Source organism: Paracoccus fontiphilus (genome assembly GCF_017356265.1).
Classification (GTDB): Bacteria; Pseudomonadota; Alphaproteobacteria; order Rhodobacterales; family Rhodobacteraceae; genus Paracoccus; species Paracoccus fontiphilus.
This window is the reverse complement of sequence record NZ_JAFNAW010000001.1, coordinates 168,129-182,817: the sequence shown is the minus strand read 5'-3', so window position 1 is coordinate 182,817 and position 14,689 is coordinate 168,129. Positions and strand designations below refer to the sequence as shown.

General features: G+C 67.1%; 16 protein-coding genes. 3 read left to right on the top strand and 13 right to left on the bottom strand.

Going from position 1 to position 14,689, the window contains the following annotated elements:
• Positions 1–23: 23 nt before the first annotated feature.
• The 13 genes from J0F76_RS00995 to mdh form a co-directional block, all read right to left on the bottom strand.
• Complete coding sequence (locus J0F76_RS00995; RefSeq protein ID WP_207464740.1) at positions 24–497, bottom strand: lytic transglycosylase domain-containing protein; 474 nt, start codon at positions 495–497, stop codon at positions 24–26.
• Positions 490–1,884 (bottom strand): dihydrolipoyl dehydrogenase, encoded by a 1,395-nt coding sequence (lpdA, locus tag J0F76_RS00990; protein ID WP_207464738.1) that lies wholly within the window; start codon positions 1,882–1,884, stop codon positions 490–492. Before lpdA ends, J0F76_RS00995 begins: the two co-directional genes overlap by 8 nt.
• A 54-nt stretch (positions 1,885–1,938) precedes the next feature.
• Positions 1,939–2,328: an MAPEG family protein gene (locus J0F76_RS00985; RefSeq protein ID WP_207464736.1), complete on the bottom strand. Its 390-nt coding sequence runs from the start codon at positions 2,326–2,328 to the stop codon at positions 1,939–1,941.
• 6 nt (positions 2,329–2,334) lie between these two features.
• Positions 2,335–2,589 carry a hypothetical protein gene (locus J0F76_RS00980; protein WP_207464734.1) on the bottom strand — a complete coding sequence of 85 codons (255 nt, stop codon included), beginning with the start codon at positions 2,587–2,589 and terminating at the stop codon, positions 2,335–2,337.
• Positions 2,590–2,643: 54 nt separating this feature from the next.
• Positions 2,644–4,239: a 2-oxoglutarate dehydrogenase complex dihydrolipoyllysine-residue succinyltransferase gene (gene odhB, locus J0F76_RS00975; RefSeq protein ID WP_207464733.1), complete on the bottom strand. Its 1,596-nt coding sequence runs from the start codon at positions 4,237–4,239 to the stop codon at positions 2,644–2,646.
• Between the two features lie 4 nt (positions 4,240–4,243).
• Complete coding sequence (locus J0F76_RS00970) at positions 4,244–7,210, bottom strand: 2-oxoglutarate dehydrogenase E1 component (protein WP_207464731.1); 2,967 nt, start codon at positions 7,208–7,210, stop codon at positions 4,244–4,246.
• 44 nt (positions 7,211–7,254) lie between these two features.
• Positions 7,255–7,680: a hypothetical protein gene (locus J0F76_RS00965; RefSeq protein ID WP_207464729.1), complete on the bottom strand. Its 426-nt coding sequence runs from the start codon at positions 7,678–7,680 to the stop codon at positions 7,255–7,257.
• Positions 7,681–7,723: 43 nt separating this feature from the next.
• Positions 7,724–8,167 (bottom strand): hypothetical protein, encoded by a 444-nt coding sequence (locus J0F76_RS00960; protein WP_207464727.1) that lies wholly within the window; start codon positions 8,165–8,167, stop codon positions 7,724–7,726.
• Positions 8,168–8,182: 15 nt separating this feature from the next.
• Entirely contained in the window at positions 8,183–8,530 is a 348-nt protein-coding gene (locus J0F76_RS00955; RefSeq protein ID WP_207464725.1) for a hypothetical protein, read from the bottom strand.
• Between the two features lie 73 nt (positions 8,531–8,603).
• Positions 8,604–9,488, bottom strand: a complete 885-nt coding sequence (sucD, locus tag J0F76_RS00950; protein WP_207464723.1) for a succinate--CoA ligase subunit alpha — start codon at positions 9,486–9,488, stop codon at positions 8,604–8,606.
• Between the two features lie 6 nt (positions 9,489–9,494).
• Entirely contained in the window at positions 9,495–10,688 is a 1,194-nt protein-coding gene (gene sucC, locus J0F76_RS00945) for an ADP-forming succinate--CoA ligase subunit beta (protein ID WP_207464721.1), read from the bottom strand.
• Positions 10,689–10,858: 170 nt separating this feature from the next.
• A complete protein-coding gene (locus J0F76_RS00940) occupies positions 10,859–11,191 on the bottom strand; it encodes a hypothetical protein (RefSeq protein ID WP_207464719.1) in 333 nt (110 codons plus the stop codon).
• Positions 11,192–11,307: 116 nt separating this feature from the next.
• On the bottom strand, positions 11,308–12,270 hold the full coding sequence (gene mdh / locus J0F76_RS00935) for a malate dehydrogenase (protein WP_207464717.1): 963 nt from the start codon (positions 12,268–12,270) through the stop codon (positions 11,308–11,310).
• A 155-nt stretch (positions 12,271–12,425) separates the two neighbouring features.
• Here mdh and J0F76_RS00930 point away from each other — a divergent pair, with 155 nt between their 5' ends.
• The 3 genes from J0F76_RS00930 to J0F76_RS00920 all read left to right on the top strand — a co-directional run bounded on the left by J0F76_RS00930 (position 12,426) and on the right by J0F76_RS00920 (position 14,688).
• Positions 12,426–13,172 (top strand): sulfite exporter TauE/SafE family protein, encoded by a 747-nt coding sequence (locus J0F76_RS00930; protein ID WP_207464716.1) that lies wholly within the window; start codon positions 12,426–12,428, stop codon positions 13,170–13,172.
• A 79-nt stretch (positions 13,173–13,251) separates the two neighbouring features.
• Positions 13,252–14,097 (top strand): HpcH/HpaI aldolase/citrate lyase family protein, encoded by an 846-nt coding sequence (locus J0F76_RS00925; RefSeq protein WP_207464714.1) that lies wholly within the window; start codon positions 13,252–13,254, stop codon positions 14,095–14,097.
• Positions 14,098–14,139: 42 nt separating this feature from the next.
• The gene (locus tag J0F76_RS00920) at positions 14,140–14,688 is read left to right on the top strand and encodes an NnrU family protein (RefSeq protein WP_207464712.1); all 549 of its coding nucleotides are present in this window, start codon (positions 14,140–14,142) and stop codon (positions 14,686–14,688) included.
• The last annotated feature ends 1 nt before the right edge of the window (position 14,689 follow it).

The following is a 14,689-nucleotide window of genomic DNA, read 5'->3' as shown; positions in this document are numbered from 1 at the left end:
GGTATTTGGGCAACGAAGAAGCCCTAGCTGCGCAGGCCCGTCCGCTTCAGCAGGCCCTTGCGCTTGGCCTCGTAGTAGTAGCCGCGCGAATACCACATCACCGCTTGGTCCGGGTCGCCATCGGCCACCATCCAGGCGCCGCGCAGGTATCTGACGCCATAGCGCAGGTTCGTGTCGGCATCCAGGAGGCCGGCGGGCGATCCCCGATGGCCCATGGTGCGGGCGGTCTGCGGGTGCAGCTGCATGAGGCCGTAGTAGGGACCGTTGCGCATTCCGGGGCGGTGCTGCGATTCGCGCAGGATGATCCGCTGCACGATCGCGGGGGGCACGTCGTAATGGTCGGCCCAGTAGTTGATGCGCGAGCGCAGCTGCGGTGTCTCGTTGGGGTAGAGGCCGTTGCGGCCGGGGCCGGCCGGCATCTTCCGGCCGCCCCCGCCGCCACAGGCGGCAAGGGCGAGCGTGGCCAGGATCAGGCCACGACGACCAAGGTCAGACATGGATCGCGCCGTCCCCGCAGGCCAGCGCCGCCTCGCGCACCGCTTCCGAAGTGGTCGGGTGCGCGTGGCAGGTCAGCGCCAGATCCTCGGCCGAGGCGCCGAATTCCATCGCCACGCAGACCTCGTGGATCATCTCGCCCGCGTTCGGGCCGATGATGTGGCAGCCGAGGATGCGGTCGGTTTCCGCGTCGGCGATCAGCTTCACGAAGCCCTCGGCCTGCATGACGGCCTTGGCGCGCGCGTTGCCCATGAAGGGGAACTTGCCGACCTTGATCTTGCGGCCGTCCGCCTTGGCGGCGTCCTCGGTCAGGCCCACGGCGGCGACCTCGGGCATGGTGTAGATCACACCGGGGATCACGTCGTAATTGACGTGGCCGTGCTTGCCCGCGATCACCTCGGCCACGGCCATGCCCTCGTCCTCGGCCTTGTGGGCCAGCATGGGACCGGGCGCCGCGTCGCCGATGGCATAGATGCCGGGAACCGAGGTGGCCCAGTGACCGTCCACCTTGACATAGCCGCGATCGGTCAGCGCCACGCCGATCTTGTCGAGGCCCAGGCCCTCGACATAGGGACGGCGGCCGGTGGCGACCAGAACGACCTCGGCCTCCAGCATCTGTTCGCTGTTGTCCTTGCGCAGCGTGTAGCTGACCTTGGCCCCGCCATCGGTGGTCTCGACCCCCGACACGGCCGCGCCCAGGACGAACTTCAGGCCCTGCTTGGTCAGGATCTTCTGGAACTGCTTCTGCACCTCTCCGTCCATGCCGGGGGTGATGGCGTCCAGGTATTCGACCACGGTCACCTCGGCACCAAGGCGGGCATAGACCGAGCCAAGCTCCAGCCCGATGACGCCCGCGCCGATCACGACCATGGATTTCGGGATCTTCGGCAGGGCAAGCGCGCCGGTCGAGTCGACCACGATGCCCGCGTCGTTGTCCACCGTCACGCCCTTCAGGGTCGAAGGCACGGACCCGGAGGCGATCACGATGTTCTTCGTCTCGTGGGTGGTTTCGCCGACCTTGACCTTGCCGGCGGCCTCGATCACCGCCCAGCCCTTCAGCCAGTCGATCTTGTTCTTCTTGAACAGGAACTCGATGCCCTTGGTGTTGCCGCCGACGGTTTCCGCCTTGTAGCCCAGCATCTTGGTCCAATCGACCTCGACATGGGCGCCCATCAGGCCCATCTTCTCGAAGTTCTCGTGCGTCTCGTGCAGCATGTGGCTGGCGTGCAGCAGCGCCTTGGACGGGATGCAGCCCACGTTCAGGCAGGTGCCGCCCAGCGTCTCGCGCCCTTCGACGCAGGCGACCTTGAGGCCAAGCTGCGCGGCGCGGATGGCGCAGACATAGCCGCCCGGCCCGGCGCCGATCACGATCAGATCATAGGTGGACATGGCTTGCTCCTTCTTGTCCCTCGGCCCGTGGAGGGCATTGTCGATGCCGCGCGGTCAGATCAGCGCGGCCAATATCATGACGGTGGTGGCTGCGAAACCCACGGCCCAGATGGCGGATCGCCAGGGCACCCAGCCGAAGACATAGGCCGGGACATAGGCGATGCGCGCCAGCAGGTAGATCCAGGCGCAGGTCGCGGTCACGCTGCCGGACTGCCCGCCCAGGGTGACCACGACCACGGCCAGCGTGAACAGGATCAGCCCTTCGAAGTGGTTGTTCATCGCGCGTTGCAGCCGCCCGGCGGTGCCGGTCAGCCGGGGCGGGTCGTCGCGCGGCCCCATGGCGACGCGCGGCCCGACCTGCAGGTTCGCCGCGACCGAAAAGGCCGCGAACTGCAACGCCTGCAGCAGGCCCGCCAGCGCCAGCACCGTCAGTTCGGGGGTCATCATCGCTCAGGCGGTTTCCACGAAGTGATGGCTGAAGGCGCTGACGCCGGCCTGGCTGTTGAAGACGGCGGCGGCGCCGTCCAGGTAGGCCCGCGCCGCCTTGGCATTGGTGACGCTGAACAGCGCCCAGGCCGAGCCGTTGTTTTCTTTCCATAGTTGCAGCAGGGACAGGCCATTGGCGCCCCGGTCCTCGGCATCGGCATCGAAGGAAGCCTTGAAGGCGGGATAGTCGTTCACGCTGTAATGGGCGATCAGTTGCATGGCCTGTCCTTTCAAGCGAACGGCACCGCCGCAGGGACGGCGGTGCCAGCGGTCCTACAGATCCATCAGCAGGCGGCGCGGATCTTCAAGGGCTTCCTTGACGCGGACCAGGAAGGTCACGGCGCCCTTGCCGTCCACGATCCGGTGGTCATAGGACAGCGCCAGATACATCATCGGGCGGATGACGATCTGCCCGCCGACGACCATCGGGCGGTCCTGGATCTTGTGCATCCCCAGGATGCCCGACTGCGGCGGGTTCAGGATCGGCGAGGACATCAGCGAGCCATACACCCCGCCGTTCGAGATGGTGAAGGTGCCGCCCTGCATTTCCTGCATGGTCAGCTTGCCGTCGCGGCCCTTGGCGCCAAGCTCGGCGATTTCCTTCTCGATCGCGGCGAAGGACTTCTGGTCGGCGTCGCGCACGACCGGAACCACGAGGCCCGAGGGCGTGCCGACGGCGACGCCCATGTTGACGTAGTTCTTGTAGACCACGTCGGTGCCGTCGATCTCGGCGTTGACCTCGGGGACCTCCTTCAGGGCGTGGCAGCAGGCCTTCACGAAGAAGGACATGAAGCCCAGCTTGACCTTGTGCTTCTTCTCGAAGGCGTCCTTGTATTCGTTGCGCAGACCCATGACGCCGCTCATGTCGGCCTCGTTGTAGGTCGTCAGCATCGCGGCGGTGTTCTGCGCGTCCTTCAGGCGCCGGGCGATGGTCTGGCGCAGGCGGGTCATCTTCACGCGCTCCTCGCGCGCGGCGTCCTGGGCCGGGCGGGGGGCCGCCGGGGCAGGGGCGGGCCTTGCCGCGGGCTGCGCCTTGGACACGTCTTCCTTCATCACGCGGCCATCGCGGCCCGAGCCCGTCACCTGGTCGCGGCTGACGCCCTTTTCGGCCATCGCCTTCTTGGCCGAGGGCGCATCCTCGACATCCGCGCGGGGCTTCATGTCCTCGGGGCCGGCGCCGGGCGAGCCGACTTCGCCCGCGGTGGTCCCGTCCTCTCCGCCCGAGGCCGAACCGACCGGCGCGGCATTGCCATAGGCGCCCTTGTGGTCGGCCGACCCGCTGGCGGGCCTTGCCGCGCCCGCGCTGCCCGCCGCGCCTTCGATGATGATCGCAAGGCGCGCCTTGGCGTCCACGGTTGCGCCTTCCTCGGCCAGGATTTCGGCCAGGACGCCGGCGGCGGGGGCGGGAACCTCGACGGAAACCTTGTCGGTTTCCAGTTCGCACAGCATCTCGTCTGCCGCGACGGTATCACCGGGCTTCTTGAACCAGGTGGCCACGGTCGCCTCGGTCACGCTTTCGCCAAGCGCGGGCACCATCACGTCCACGGATTTGCCGCTCATCTCTTGTCCTTCCGGAGTCTTCTGGGCCGTTTCCGTTGCGGCCTGCGGTTGTTCTTTGGGGGTATCGCTGCCGGCCTCGCCGATCTGGGCCAGCAGGGCGTCGGGGCCGACGGTCTCGCCTTCCGCCGCGATGATCTGGGCCAGGACGCCAGCCGCGGGGCTTGGCACCTCGACCGTGACCTTGTCGGTTTCCAGCTCGCACAGCATTTCGTCCATCGCGACGGCGTCACCCGGCTTCTTGAACCAGGTGGCGACGGTCGCCTCGGTGACGGACTCGCCCAGTGCGGGCACGCGGACTTCGGTGGGCATCGGCTTATCCTTCAAGCGACAGCGCTTCGTTCACCAGGGCTTCCTGTTCGGCCTTGTGGCGCGACCCGAGGCCCGTGGCGACCGACGCGGCCGCGTTGCGCCCGACATAGCGGGCGCGGTTGTGCTTGGCGCCAAGCCGGTCCAGCGACCATTCCAGGTAGGGCTCGACAAAGCTCCACCCGCCCTGGTTCTTGGGCTCCTCCTGGCACCAGATGACCTCGGCATCCTTGAAGCGGGCCAGTTCCTTGACCATCGACTGCGCGGGGAAGGGATAGAACTGTTCCAGCCGCAGCAGGTAGATGTCGTCGATCCCGGCCTCGTCCCGCGCCTTCAGCAGGTCGTAGTAGACCTTGCCCGAACAGATCACCACGCGGCGGATGCGGTGATCCGGGACCAGCGTGATGTCGGACGCGCCGCGCTGCGCGTCGTCCCACAGCACGCGGTGGAAGGTCGAACCCGACTGGAAGTCCTCGGCCCGGCTGACGGCCTTGGGGTGGCGCAGCAGCGATTTCGGCGTCATCAGCACCAGCGGCTTGCGGAACCGGCGGTGCATCTGGCGGCGCAGGATGTGGAAATAGTTGGCTGGCGTCGTGCAGTTGGCGACGATCCAGTTGTCCTCGGCGCACATCTGCAGGAACCGTTCCAGGCGGGCCGAGCTATGCTCGGGCCCCTGGCCCTCGAAGCCGTGGGGCAGCAGCATCACCAGGCCCGACATGCGCAGCCACTTCTTCTCGCCCGACGAGATGAACTGGTCGAACATGATCTGCGCGCCGTTGGCGAAGTCGCCGAACTGGGCTTCCCACATCACCAGGGCGTTCGGCTCGGCCAGCGAATAGCCGTATTCGAAGCCCAGCACCGCGTATTCCGACAGCATCGAGTCGATGACCTCGTAGCGGGCCTGGCCTTCGGCGATGTTGTTCAGCGGGTAGTAGCGGTCCTCGGTCTTCTGGTCGATGAAGGCCGAATGGCGCTGGCTGAAGGTGCCGCGCGTGCTGTCCTGACCGGCCAGACGCACCGTCTTGCCTTCGACCAGCAGCGATCCGAAGGCCAGCGCCTCGCCCGTGGCCCAGTCGAAGCCCTCGCCCGACTCGAACATCTGCTTCTTGGCTTCCAGCAGGCGGCCCACGGTCTTGTGCAGGTTGTGGCCTTCGGGAACCGTGGTCAGCGCGCGGCCGATCTGCGCCATGGTTGACGGCTCGATCCCCGTTTCACCCGAGACGTATTCGGCGCCCTCGCGGTCCAGGCCCGACCACTTGCCGTCCAGCCAGTCGGCCTTGTTCGGCTTGTAGTTCTTGCCGATCTCGAACTCTTCGCCCAGGTGGTTCTGGAACGCGGCCTTCATGTCCTCGATCTCGCCCTCGGGGATCAGGCCATCGGCGACCAGGCGTTCGGTGTAAAGCTGCAGGGTGGTCTTGTGGCCCTTGATCTGGGTGTACATCGCCGGGTTGGTGAACATCGGCTCGTCGCCTTCGTTGTGACCGAAGCGGCGATAGCAGAAGATGTCCAGGACCACGTCCTTGTGGAACTTCTGGCGGAACTCGGTCGCGACCTTGGCAGCGTGGACCACGGCCTCGGGGTCGTCGCCGTTCACATGGAAGATCGGCGCCTCGACCATCAGGGCGATGTCTGTCGGATAGGGCGAGGTGCGGCTGAAATGCGGCGCGGTAGTGAAGCCGATCTGGTTGTTCACGACGATGTGGATCGTGCCGCCGGTCTTGTGGCCGCGGATGCCGGACAACTGCAGGCATTCCGCCACGACGCCCTGGCCCGCGAAGGCCGCGTCGCCATGCAGCAGGATCGGCAGCACCGCCGTGCGATCATGCGTGTCGCCCAGTTGGTCGCCCTTGGCGCGCGCCTTGCCCAGCACGACCGGATTCACGGCCTCCAGGTGCGAGGGGTTGGCGGTCAGCGACAGGTGGACGGTGTTGCCGTCGAACTCGCGGTCCGAGGACGCGCCTAGGTGGTATTTCACGTCGCCGGACCCGTCCACGTCCTCGGGCTTGAAGCTGCCGCCCTGGAATTCGTGGAAGATCGCGCGGTAGGGCTTCGACAGCACGTTGGCCAGCACCGACAGGCGGCCGCGGTGGGGCATCCCCACGACGATCTCCTTCACGCCAAGCGCGCCGCCGCGCTTGATGATCTGTTCCATGGCCGGGATCAGCGCCTCGCCCCCGTCAAGGCCGAAGCGCTTGGTGCCCATGTATTTCACGTGCAGGAACTTCTCGAAGCCCTCGGCCTCGACCAGCTTGTTCAGGATGGCGCGGCGGCCTTCCTGGGTGAACTGGATCTCCTTGCCGTAGCCCTCGATCCGCTCCTTCAGCCAGGCGGCTTCCTCGGGGTTCGAGATGTGCATGAACTGGATCGCGAAGGTTCCGCAATAGGTCCGCTTCATCAGGTCGGTGATCTGGCGGATCGAGGCGATCTCGAGCCCCAGCACGTTGTCGATGAAGATCGGGCGGTCCATGTCGCCGGGGCCGAAGCCATAGGTCGCCGGGTTCAGTTCGCCATGGTCGGGCACGTCGCGCAGGCCCAGGGGATCAAGGTTCGCGTGCAGGTGGCCCCGGATGCGATAAGCGCGGATCAGCATCAGCGCACGGATCGAATCCAGCACCGCCTGGCGCATCTGGTCCTCGGTCAGGCTGACGCCCTTTTCCTCGGCCTTGGCGGCGATCTTCTTCATCGCGGCGGTCGCCTCGGTCTTGGAGGCCATCGGCCATTCGCCGGTCAGCGCCGCCGTGGTCTCGTCCGAGGGAACCGGCGGCCAGTCCGCGCGCTTCCAGCTTGCGCCGCTGGCCTCGCGGGCGGCATCCTCTCCGGCGTCGCCCAGGCTGCGGAAGAAGGCGTCCCAGCCCGCATCGAAGGCTTGCGGGTTCTGCGCCCACTGGCCGTAGAGCTGTTCGATATAGGCGGCGTTGTGACCCTGAAGGAAGGACGAGTCGTGGAAATCGGCGTTGTTGGGTTGGTCGGTCATCTGATCTCGCGTCCTTGACGCAATGGGGAATGGGATGTGCGGCGTCAGGCGGCGCTGCAGGTGACGATCATCATCTGGACGCCGGGCATCGCGCTGCCCGCGCCCGGCTTGTTGGTGCGGCTGTCCTCCAGGCCGCGTCCGGCCTGGAGGCACAGTTGCGCGGGCGCCGCGTCGATCTTGGCGGCATCGGTCTGGGCGGGGCGGAACAGCACGGTGAAGCGGCTGTCCGCATCCCCGGTGACGGAAATCAGCGCGGCCTGGTGCAACCCGGTGCGGCCATCGACCGGCCCGGTGGGAACGGCAGGAGCGGCGGGCGGCGTGACGGACGGCGTCACGGGCACCGATGGCGTGACCACGCGCGGCGCGGCAGGCGCGACGGGGGCGGCAGGGGCCTGCGGCGCCGGGGCCGTGGCGGGTGCCATGCATCCGGCAAGGGCGCAGGCGGCAAGGATGGCCGAAAGGCGCGGCATGTTCACGATGGGGGTTGATCGGGTTCTGGATGTCATGACCGCCTCAGGCACAGATGATGTCGATGATGGCCGCGCCGGGATCAGCCGTGGGATCAAGGCGCGGCAAACGCTCGATCCGCGCGACACGCCGCCGCTCGAGCCCGCAAAGCGCGCGGGCCGCGCCCTGGTCGGCGCCCACGGGCGCCCGGGCGGGATGGTAGATCAGGCGCCAGCCGAAATCCCGCCGGGCCACCGTGCGCACGGAATCGGGGGGCAGGGTGCTGGCCTGGTGCAGGTCCGTCATGGCGGGGATGCCACCGGGCAGGATGTCGTCGGTCGGCGCGCGCCCGCAGGCGGTCAGGGCCACCAGGGCGCTCAGCGACAAGGGCGCGATGCAGCGGCGGGCACGGGCGGAAGCCCGGTCCGTCGGAAAGGCTGCGGCGCATTGCGGCTGGTCCACGTCATTCCCCTGGTGCTGCCAGTGCCCCCAAAGGTAAGCCGGGGGCACGGCATTTCAAATGCGTCACGAACAGGTGACGGTCATGCGCTGCACGCCGCTGCTGAACTGCGGCGCGGTGGTATCCACCGGATCGGCGCTGAACACGGTCGAGGCCGTGTTGGCGCAGATCGTCCGGGGCGCATCCGCCAGCTGTTCGGCGGTGACGCCTTCCTCGCGGTAGAAGACGACATACTGGTTGCCGGTCCGCGTCACGCCAAGCACCGCATCGGCGGGCAGGCCGGTCGCCATCCCCAGCGCCTCGGTATCGACCGGGCTGGTGGTGACGGTGGTTTCGACGCGGGTGATCGGCTCGGGCGCGCAGGCCCCCAGCACAACAGTCGAGGCGACGATGGCAGCGGAAAGCATTTTCATCTTCAGTCTCCTGTGTTTGACCAGACGGTTGATCGTGCCGGGGGAACGCCCGCGCCGCGGGCCGGGTTCAGTTTCAGCCCTTGATGGCCTTCAGCACGGCCTCGCCCAGGCCGGCCGGGCTGTCGGCCACGACGATCCCGGCGCGCTTCATCGCCTCGATCTTCGATTCCGCGTCGCCCTTGCCGCCGGACACGATGGCGCCGGCATGGCCCATGCGACGGCCCGGAGGGGCGGTGCGGCCCGCGATGAAGCCGGCGGTCGGCTTCCACTTGCCCTTCTTCTTCTGCTCGGCCAGGAACTCGGCCGCCTCCTCCTCGGCCGAACCGCCGATCTCGCCGATCATGATGATCGACTCGGTCTCGGGGTCGTCCAGGAACATCTGCAGCACGTCGATATGCTCCATGCCCTTGATGGGGTCGCCGCCGATGCCGACCGCCGAGGACTGGCCCAGGCCCACGTCCGAGGTCTGCTTCACGGCCTCATAGGTCAGCGTGCCCGAACGCGACACCACCCCGACGCTGCCGCGGCGGAAGATGGAACCGGGCATGATGCCGATCTTGCATTCGTCCGGGGTCATGATGCCGGGGCAATTCGGCCCGATCAGGCGCGACTGCGACCCTTGCAGGGCGCGTTTGACGCGCATCATGTCCAGCACCGGGATGCCTTCGGTGATGCAGACGATCAGCGGGATCTGCGCGTCGATGGCTTCCAGGATCGAATCCGCCGCGAAGGGGGGCGGAACGTAGATCGCGCTGGCATTGGCGCCGGTTTTCGCCACGGCCTCGTGGACCGAGTTGAAGACCGGCAGGCCCAGGTGTTCGGAGCCGCCCTTGCCGGGCGTCACGCCGCCGACCATCTTCGTGCCGTAGGCGATCGCCTGTTCGGTGTGGAAGGTGCCCTGGGACCCGGTGATCCCCTGGCAGATGACTTTGGTGTCTTTGTTAACGAGAACGGCCATCTTCTTTTATCCCTTCACCGCTTTCACGATTTTCTCTGCCGCATCCGACAGGTCGTCGGCGGGGATGACGTTCAGCCCCGAATCGCGGATGATCTGCTTGCCCAGGTCCACGTTCGTGCCTTCAAGGCGCACGACCAGCGGAACCTGCAGGCCGACTTCCTTCACGGCGGCGATGATGCCTTCCGCGATGATGTCGCAGCGCATGATGCCGCCGAAGATGTTGACCAGGATGCCTTTGACATTCGGGTCCGAGGTGATGATCTTGAAGGCTTCCGTCACCTTTTCCTTGGTGGCGCCGCCGCCGACGTCCAGGAAGTTCGCGGGTTCAGCGCCGAACAGCTTGATGATGTCCATCGTGGCCATCGCCAGGCCCGCGCCGTTCACCATGCAGCCGATCTCGCCGTCGAGCGCGATGTAGTTCAGGTCGAACTTCGAGGCGGCCAGTTCCTTGGGATCTTCCTCGGTCTCGTCGCGCAGCGCCATGATGTCGGGTTGGCGATACAGGGCGTTGTTGTCGAAGCCCATCTTCGCGTCCAGGCACTTGATCTGGCCTTCGGGGGTGACGATCAGCGGGTTGATCTCCAGCATCTCCATGTCCTTTTCGATGAACAGGCGATACAGGTTCTTGACCAGGGCCACGCATTGCTTGACCTGGTTGCCCTCAAGGCCCAGCGCGAAGGCCACGCGGCGGCCATGGAAGTCCGACAGGCCCGACGCGGGATCGACGCTGAAGCTGACGATCTTTTCGGGCGTGTGGGCGGCCACTTCCTCGATGTCCATGCCGCCTTCGGTCGAGGCGACGAAGCTGACGCGCGAGGTCTGGCGGTCCACCAGCAGCGCCAGATACAGCTCGCGCGCGATGTCGCTGCCGTCCTCGATGTAGATGCGGTTGACCTGCTTGCCCGACGGGCCGGTCTGGTGGGTCACGAGGGTGCGGCCCAGCATCTGGCGGGTCAGTTCCTCGGCTTCCTCGACCGACTTGGCCAGGCGCACGCCGCCCTTTTCACCGGCCTCGGCTTCCTTGAAGCTGCCCTTGCCGCGCCCGCCCGCATGGATCTGCGCCTTGACCACCCACAGGGGGCCGTCCATCTCGCTGGCGGCGGTCTTGGCCTCGTCGGCCTTCATCACGATCCGGCCGTCGCTGACCGGCGCGCCGTACTGGCGCAGCAGCGCCTTGGCCTGGTATTCGTGGATATTCATCGCAAACCCCCTCGTTCGGTTCGACAGATTTGGCGGCCTCTTGCCACAGCCGAGGGAAGTTCGGAACCGATTTCACCGGGAAAACGCCTAAAACCGCCGGAACCCGCAAATTGTGATCACGGGCTGAAATGCCGTGATCACAATGCGGCCGGGCGGGATTCGCGGGCGGGTCAGCCGGCGACGCGGCTGCAGTCGAAGCTGTCTCCGGTGCTTTGCGACAGCCAGGTGATCCGGTTGTCGTTCTGCCACTGGACCTGGATCACGGCGCCGTCGTCCAGCGTCATGGTCGTCACGCGGTTCTGGGTGGAGAACTTGCGGATCTTGATGGGCTGCGCATCGTTCGACGGCAGATAGTCGGTGGGCGTGAACGTCATGGTGGTGACGCCGCAATCCCAGCTTCCCATGAAAGGCAGCTGATCGGTCGGCCGCGGCGACGTGGGCGGGGCCTGGCAGGCGCTCAGCAGCAGGGGCAGAAGAACGGCAGGAAGGGCGGTCCGCGTCATGGTCACCTCCGGGTTCACTGGACACCGGAATGCTACGACGGAACGGGAAAGATGAACATCGTCAAATGCAAAGGCGCGCCCCGCGACGGGACGCGCCTTGCAGACGTGATGCCGGATCAGGCCAGCGAGCCGTCGATGCCCTTGCAGGCCGCGACAAGGCCGTTCACCGCATCCACCGACTTGGTGAACATCGCCTGCTCGTCGTCGTTCAGGGCGATGTCGATCACCTTTTCCACGCCGCCCGCACCGATCACGGTGGGCACGCCCACATACATGCCGTTCAGCCCATAGGCGCCGTCCACATAGGCCGCGCAGGGCAGGACGCGCTTCTGGTCCCGGAGATAGGCTTCCGCCATCTCGATGGCCGAGGTCGCGGGCGCATAGAAGGCGCTGCCGGTCTTGAGCAGGCCGACGATCTCGGCGCCGCCGTCGCGGGTGCGCTGAACGATGCTGTCCAGCTTGTCCTGGGTGGTCCAGCCCATCTTCACCAGGTCCGGCAGCGGAATGCCCGCCACGGTCGAATAGCGGGTCAGCGGCACCATCGTGTCGCCGTGCCCGCCCAGGACGAAGGCGGTCACGTCGCGCATCGAGACGCCGAATTCCAGCGACAGGAAGTGGCGGAAGCGGGCCGAATCCAGCACGCCGGCCATGCCGCAGACCTTTTCATGCGGCAGGCCCGAGAACTCGCGCAGCGCCCAGACCATCGCGTCCAGCGGGTTGGTGATGCAGATGACAAAGGCGTTCGGCGCGTGCTTGGCGATGCCCTCGCCCACCGACTTCATGACCTTGAGGTTGATGCCCAGCAGGTCGTCGCGGCTCATCCCCGGCTTGCGCGGCACGCCGGCGGTGACGATGCAGACATCGGCCCCCGCGATGTCGGCATAGTCGTTGGCGCCCTTCATGACGGCATCGAAGCCCTCGGACGGACCCGACTGGGCGATGTCCAGCGCCTTGCCCTGGGGCGTGCCCTCGGCGATGTCGAACAGGACGACGTCGCCCAGTTCCTTCATCGCGGCCAGATGCGCCAGCGTTCCGCCGATCTGCCCCGCACCGATCAGTGCGATTTTGGGTCGGGCCATGGAAAACCTCCGATGTCATGGTGATTGTTGCGCCGTGGTTAGGGGGTCGCGCAAGGAATCGCAAGCCTCCGCCGCCGCAGCGCGGCGATGTTGGCGCTGACACTTGCCAAAACGACCGCCGGGCCGCATGGCTGCTGCGTGCGGAAGGGGGTGCGATGCTGGACTTGACGATCGGAACTTGGGTGCTGGCCATCATCGCGGCGGCGGCTGTGGGGCTTGCCAAGGGCGGGCTGGCGATGGTGGGCATGATCTCGGTTCCCGTGCTGTCGCTGGCGATGTCGCCGGTGCAGGCGGCCGGGCTGATGCTGCCGATCTATGTGGTGTCCGACATCGGCGGGCTGATCGCGTTCCGCCGCGACTTCGACCTGCGGGTGCTGGCGACCGCCTTGCCCGGCGCCATCGCCGGGATCGGCATCGGCTGGGCCGGGGCCCATGTGGTGCCCGTGGACGGCGTGACGCTGATCGTGGGGGCGGTCGGGCTGATCTTCGCGCTGAACGCGCTGCTGCGCCCGGCGCTGTCGGGCCAGGGGCGCGCGCCGTCGCCCGCGCGCGGCACCTTCTGGGGGGTGCTGTCGGGCTATACCAGCTTTGTCAGCCATGCGGGCGCGCCGCCCTGGCAGGTCTATGTGCAGCCGCTGCGCCTGCCCGCGTTGATCTATGCCGGGACCACCACCTGGTTCTTCGCGATCTGCAACTGGGTCAAGCTGATCCCCTATGCCGCGCTGGGCCAGCTGTCGCCCGCGAACCTCAAGGCGGCGGCGGTGCTGATGCCGGTGGCGCTGCTTGCCGTCTGGGCGGGGCTGCGGCTGGTCAGGATCATCCCCGAGGCGCTGTTCTACAAGCTGATCACCTGGGGGCTGCTGGCCGTGTCGCTGCGGCTGGTCTGGCAGGCCGTGGCCTGACGCCGCAGCGCGGCAATTTCGCTTGCCAAAACTGGCGGGGCAGGGCAGCGTCACGCAATAAAGTTGCGAGGAGGTTTTGATGGCGCGTCCTTACCGATCGGTTCTGTACATCCCCGCCGCCAATGCGCGGGCGATGGAAAAGGCGCAGACGCTGCCAGCCGACGCGATCATCTTCGATCTGGAGGACGCGGTGGCGCCTGCCGAAAAGCCTGCGGCGCGCGATGCCCTGGCTGCGGCATTGACCAATGATTATGGCGCGCGGGCGAAGATCGTGCGGATCAACGGTCTGACGACGGAATGGGGCAGGGCGGACGCGCATTTCTGCGGGGCGCTGCACAGGGCGGATGCCGTGCTGATCCCCAAGGTGGACAGCCCCGCCGACCTGGACCGGGTGGCCGCGCTGGTCCCTGACACGCCTCTGTGGGCGATGATGGAAACGCCGCTGGGGATGCTCAACGCGGCGCAGATCGCCGCCCATCCCCGGCTCGAGGGGATGGTGATGGGCACCAACGACCTTGCCAAGGAACTGAACAGTCGCTTTCGCCCTGACCGGCTGCCGATGCAGGCCGGGCTGGGCCTGTGCCTGCTGGCAGCCAAGGCGCATGGCAAGGTGGTCGTGGACGGCGTGTTCAACGCCTTCAAGGACGATGAAGGCTTGCGCGCGGAATGCGAGCAGGGCCGCGACATGGGCTTCGATGGCAAGACGCTGATCCATCCGGCCCAGCTTGCCATCGCCAACCAGGCCTTCGCGCCGACGGAGGCCGAGATCGACCTCGCCCGCCGCCAGATCGACGCGTTCGAGGCGGCGAGCGCCGAGGGCAAGGGCGTCGCCGTCGTGGACGGCAAGATCGTCGAGAACCTGCATGTCGAGACCGCCCGCAAGACGCTGGATCGCGCCAAGGCGATTGCGGCGATGGCCGGATAAGGGCAGGGTGCGGCACAAGACATCCAGCGAAGGGAAAGCCAGATGGTTCTGCTGATTTCGGGCGTGGCCCTGTGGTGGGCGGCGCATCTGTTCAAGCGCGTGGCCCCCGGTCCCCGCGCCGCCCTGGGCGACAAGGGCAAGGGCCTGGTGGCGGTGCTGCTGATCCTGTCGGTCTTCCTGATGGCGCGCGGCTATGGGCAGGCCGGTGGCCCTGTCTGGTGGGGCCGGTCCCCCGCCACGACCGGCATCAACAACCTGCTGATGCTGCTGGCGTTCTATCTGTATGCCGCCGACGGGATGGGGACGCGCGTCACCGCCTGGGTCCGCCATCCGCAACTGACGGGCTTCTCGCTCTGGGCCGTCGCGCATCTGCTGGTGAACGGCGATCTGGCGTCGTTCATCCTGTTCGGCGGGCTGCTGGCCTGGGCGCTTGTGGAAATCGCGATCCTGAACCGCGCGGGCGCATGGAAGCAGCGGACCGGGCCATTCCCCGCCCGCAAGGAAATCATGGCGGCCGTGGGCGCGGTGGTCGTGATGCTGGTCGTGGGCCTGATCCACGGCTGGATCGGACCCTGGCCGTTCGGAGGCTGAC

What these genes read in the sequence shown, in the direction of transcription:
- sucD (WP_207464723.1), bottom strand. Translation starts at nt 9,488, where the DNA reads ATGGCCGTTCTCGTTAACAAAGACACCAAAGTCATCTGCCAGGGGATC.
- lpdA (WP_207464738.1), bottom strand. Translation starts at nt 1,884, where the DNA reads ATGTCCACCTATGATCTGATCGTGATCGGCGCCGGGCCGGGCGGCTAT.
- J0F76_RS00980 (WP_207464734.1), bottom strand. Translation starts at nt 2,589, where the DNA reads ATGCAACTGATCGCCCATTACAGCGTGAACGACTATCCCGCCTTCAAG.
- J0F76_RS00970 (WP_207464731.1), bottom strand. Translation starts at nt 7,210, where the DNA reads ATGACCGACCAACCCAACAACGCCGATTTCCACGACTCGTCCTTCCTT.
- J0F76_RS00985 (WP_207464736.1), bottom strand. Translation starts at nt 2,328, where the DNA reads ATGACCCCCGAACTGACGGTGCTGGCGCTGGCGGGCCTGCTGCAGGCG.
- J0F76_RS00920 (WP_207464712.1), top strand. Translation starts at nt 14,140, where the DNA reads ATGGTTCTGCTGATTTCGGGCGTGGCCCTGTGGTGGGCGGCGCATCTG.
- J0F76_RS00965 (WP_207464729.1), bottom strand. Translation starts at nt 7,680, where the DNA reads ATGCCGCGCCTTTCGGCCATCCTTGCCGCCTGCGCCCTTGCCGGATGC.
- sucC (WP_207464721.1), bottom strand. Translation starts at nt 10,688, where the DNA reads ATGAATATCCACGAATACCAGGCCAAGGCGCTGCTGCGCCAGTACGGC.
- mdh (WP_207464717.1), bottom strand. Translation starts at nt 12,270, where the DNA reads ATGGCCCGACCCAAAATCGCACTGATCGGTGCGGGGCAGATCGGCGGA.
- J0F76_RS00925 (WP_207464714.1), top strand. Translation starts at nt 13,252, where the DNA reads ATGGCGCGTCCTTACCGATCGGTTCTGTACATCCCCGCCGCCAATGCG.
- J0F76_RS00930 (WP_207464716.1), top strand. Translation starts at nt 12,426, where the DNA reads ATGCTGGACTTGACGATCGGAACTTGGGTGCTGGCCATCATCGCGGCG.
- odhB (WP_207464733.1), bottom strand. Translation starts at nt 4,239, where the DNA reads ATGCCCACCGAAGTCCGCGTGCCCGCACTGGGCGAGTCCGTCACCGAG.
- J0F76_RS00940 (WP_207464719.1), bottom strand. Translation starts at nt 11,191, where the DNA reads ATGACGCGGACCGCCCTTCCTGCCGTTCTTCTGCCCCTGCTGCTGAGC.
- J0F76_RS00995 (WP_207464740.1), bottom strand. Translation starts at nt 497, where the DNA reads ATGTCTGACCTTGGTCGTCGTGGCCTGATCCTGGCCACGCTCGCCCTT.
- J0F76_RS00955 (WP_207464725.1), bottom strand. Translation starts at nt 8,530, where the DNA reads ATGAAAATGCTTTCCGCTGCCATCGTCGCCTCGACTGTTGTGCTGGGG.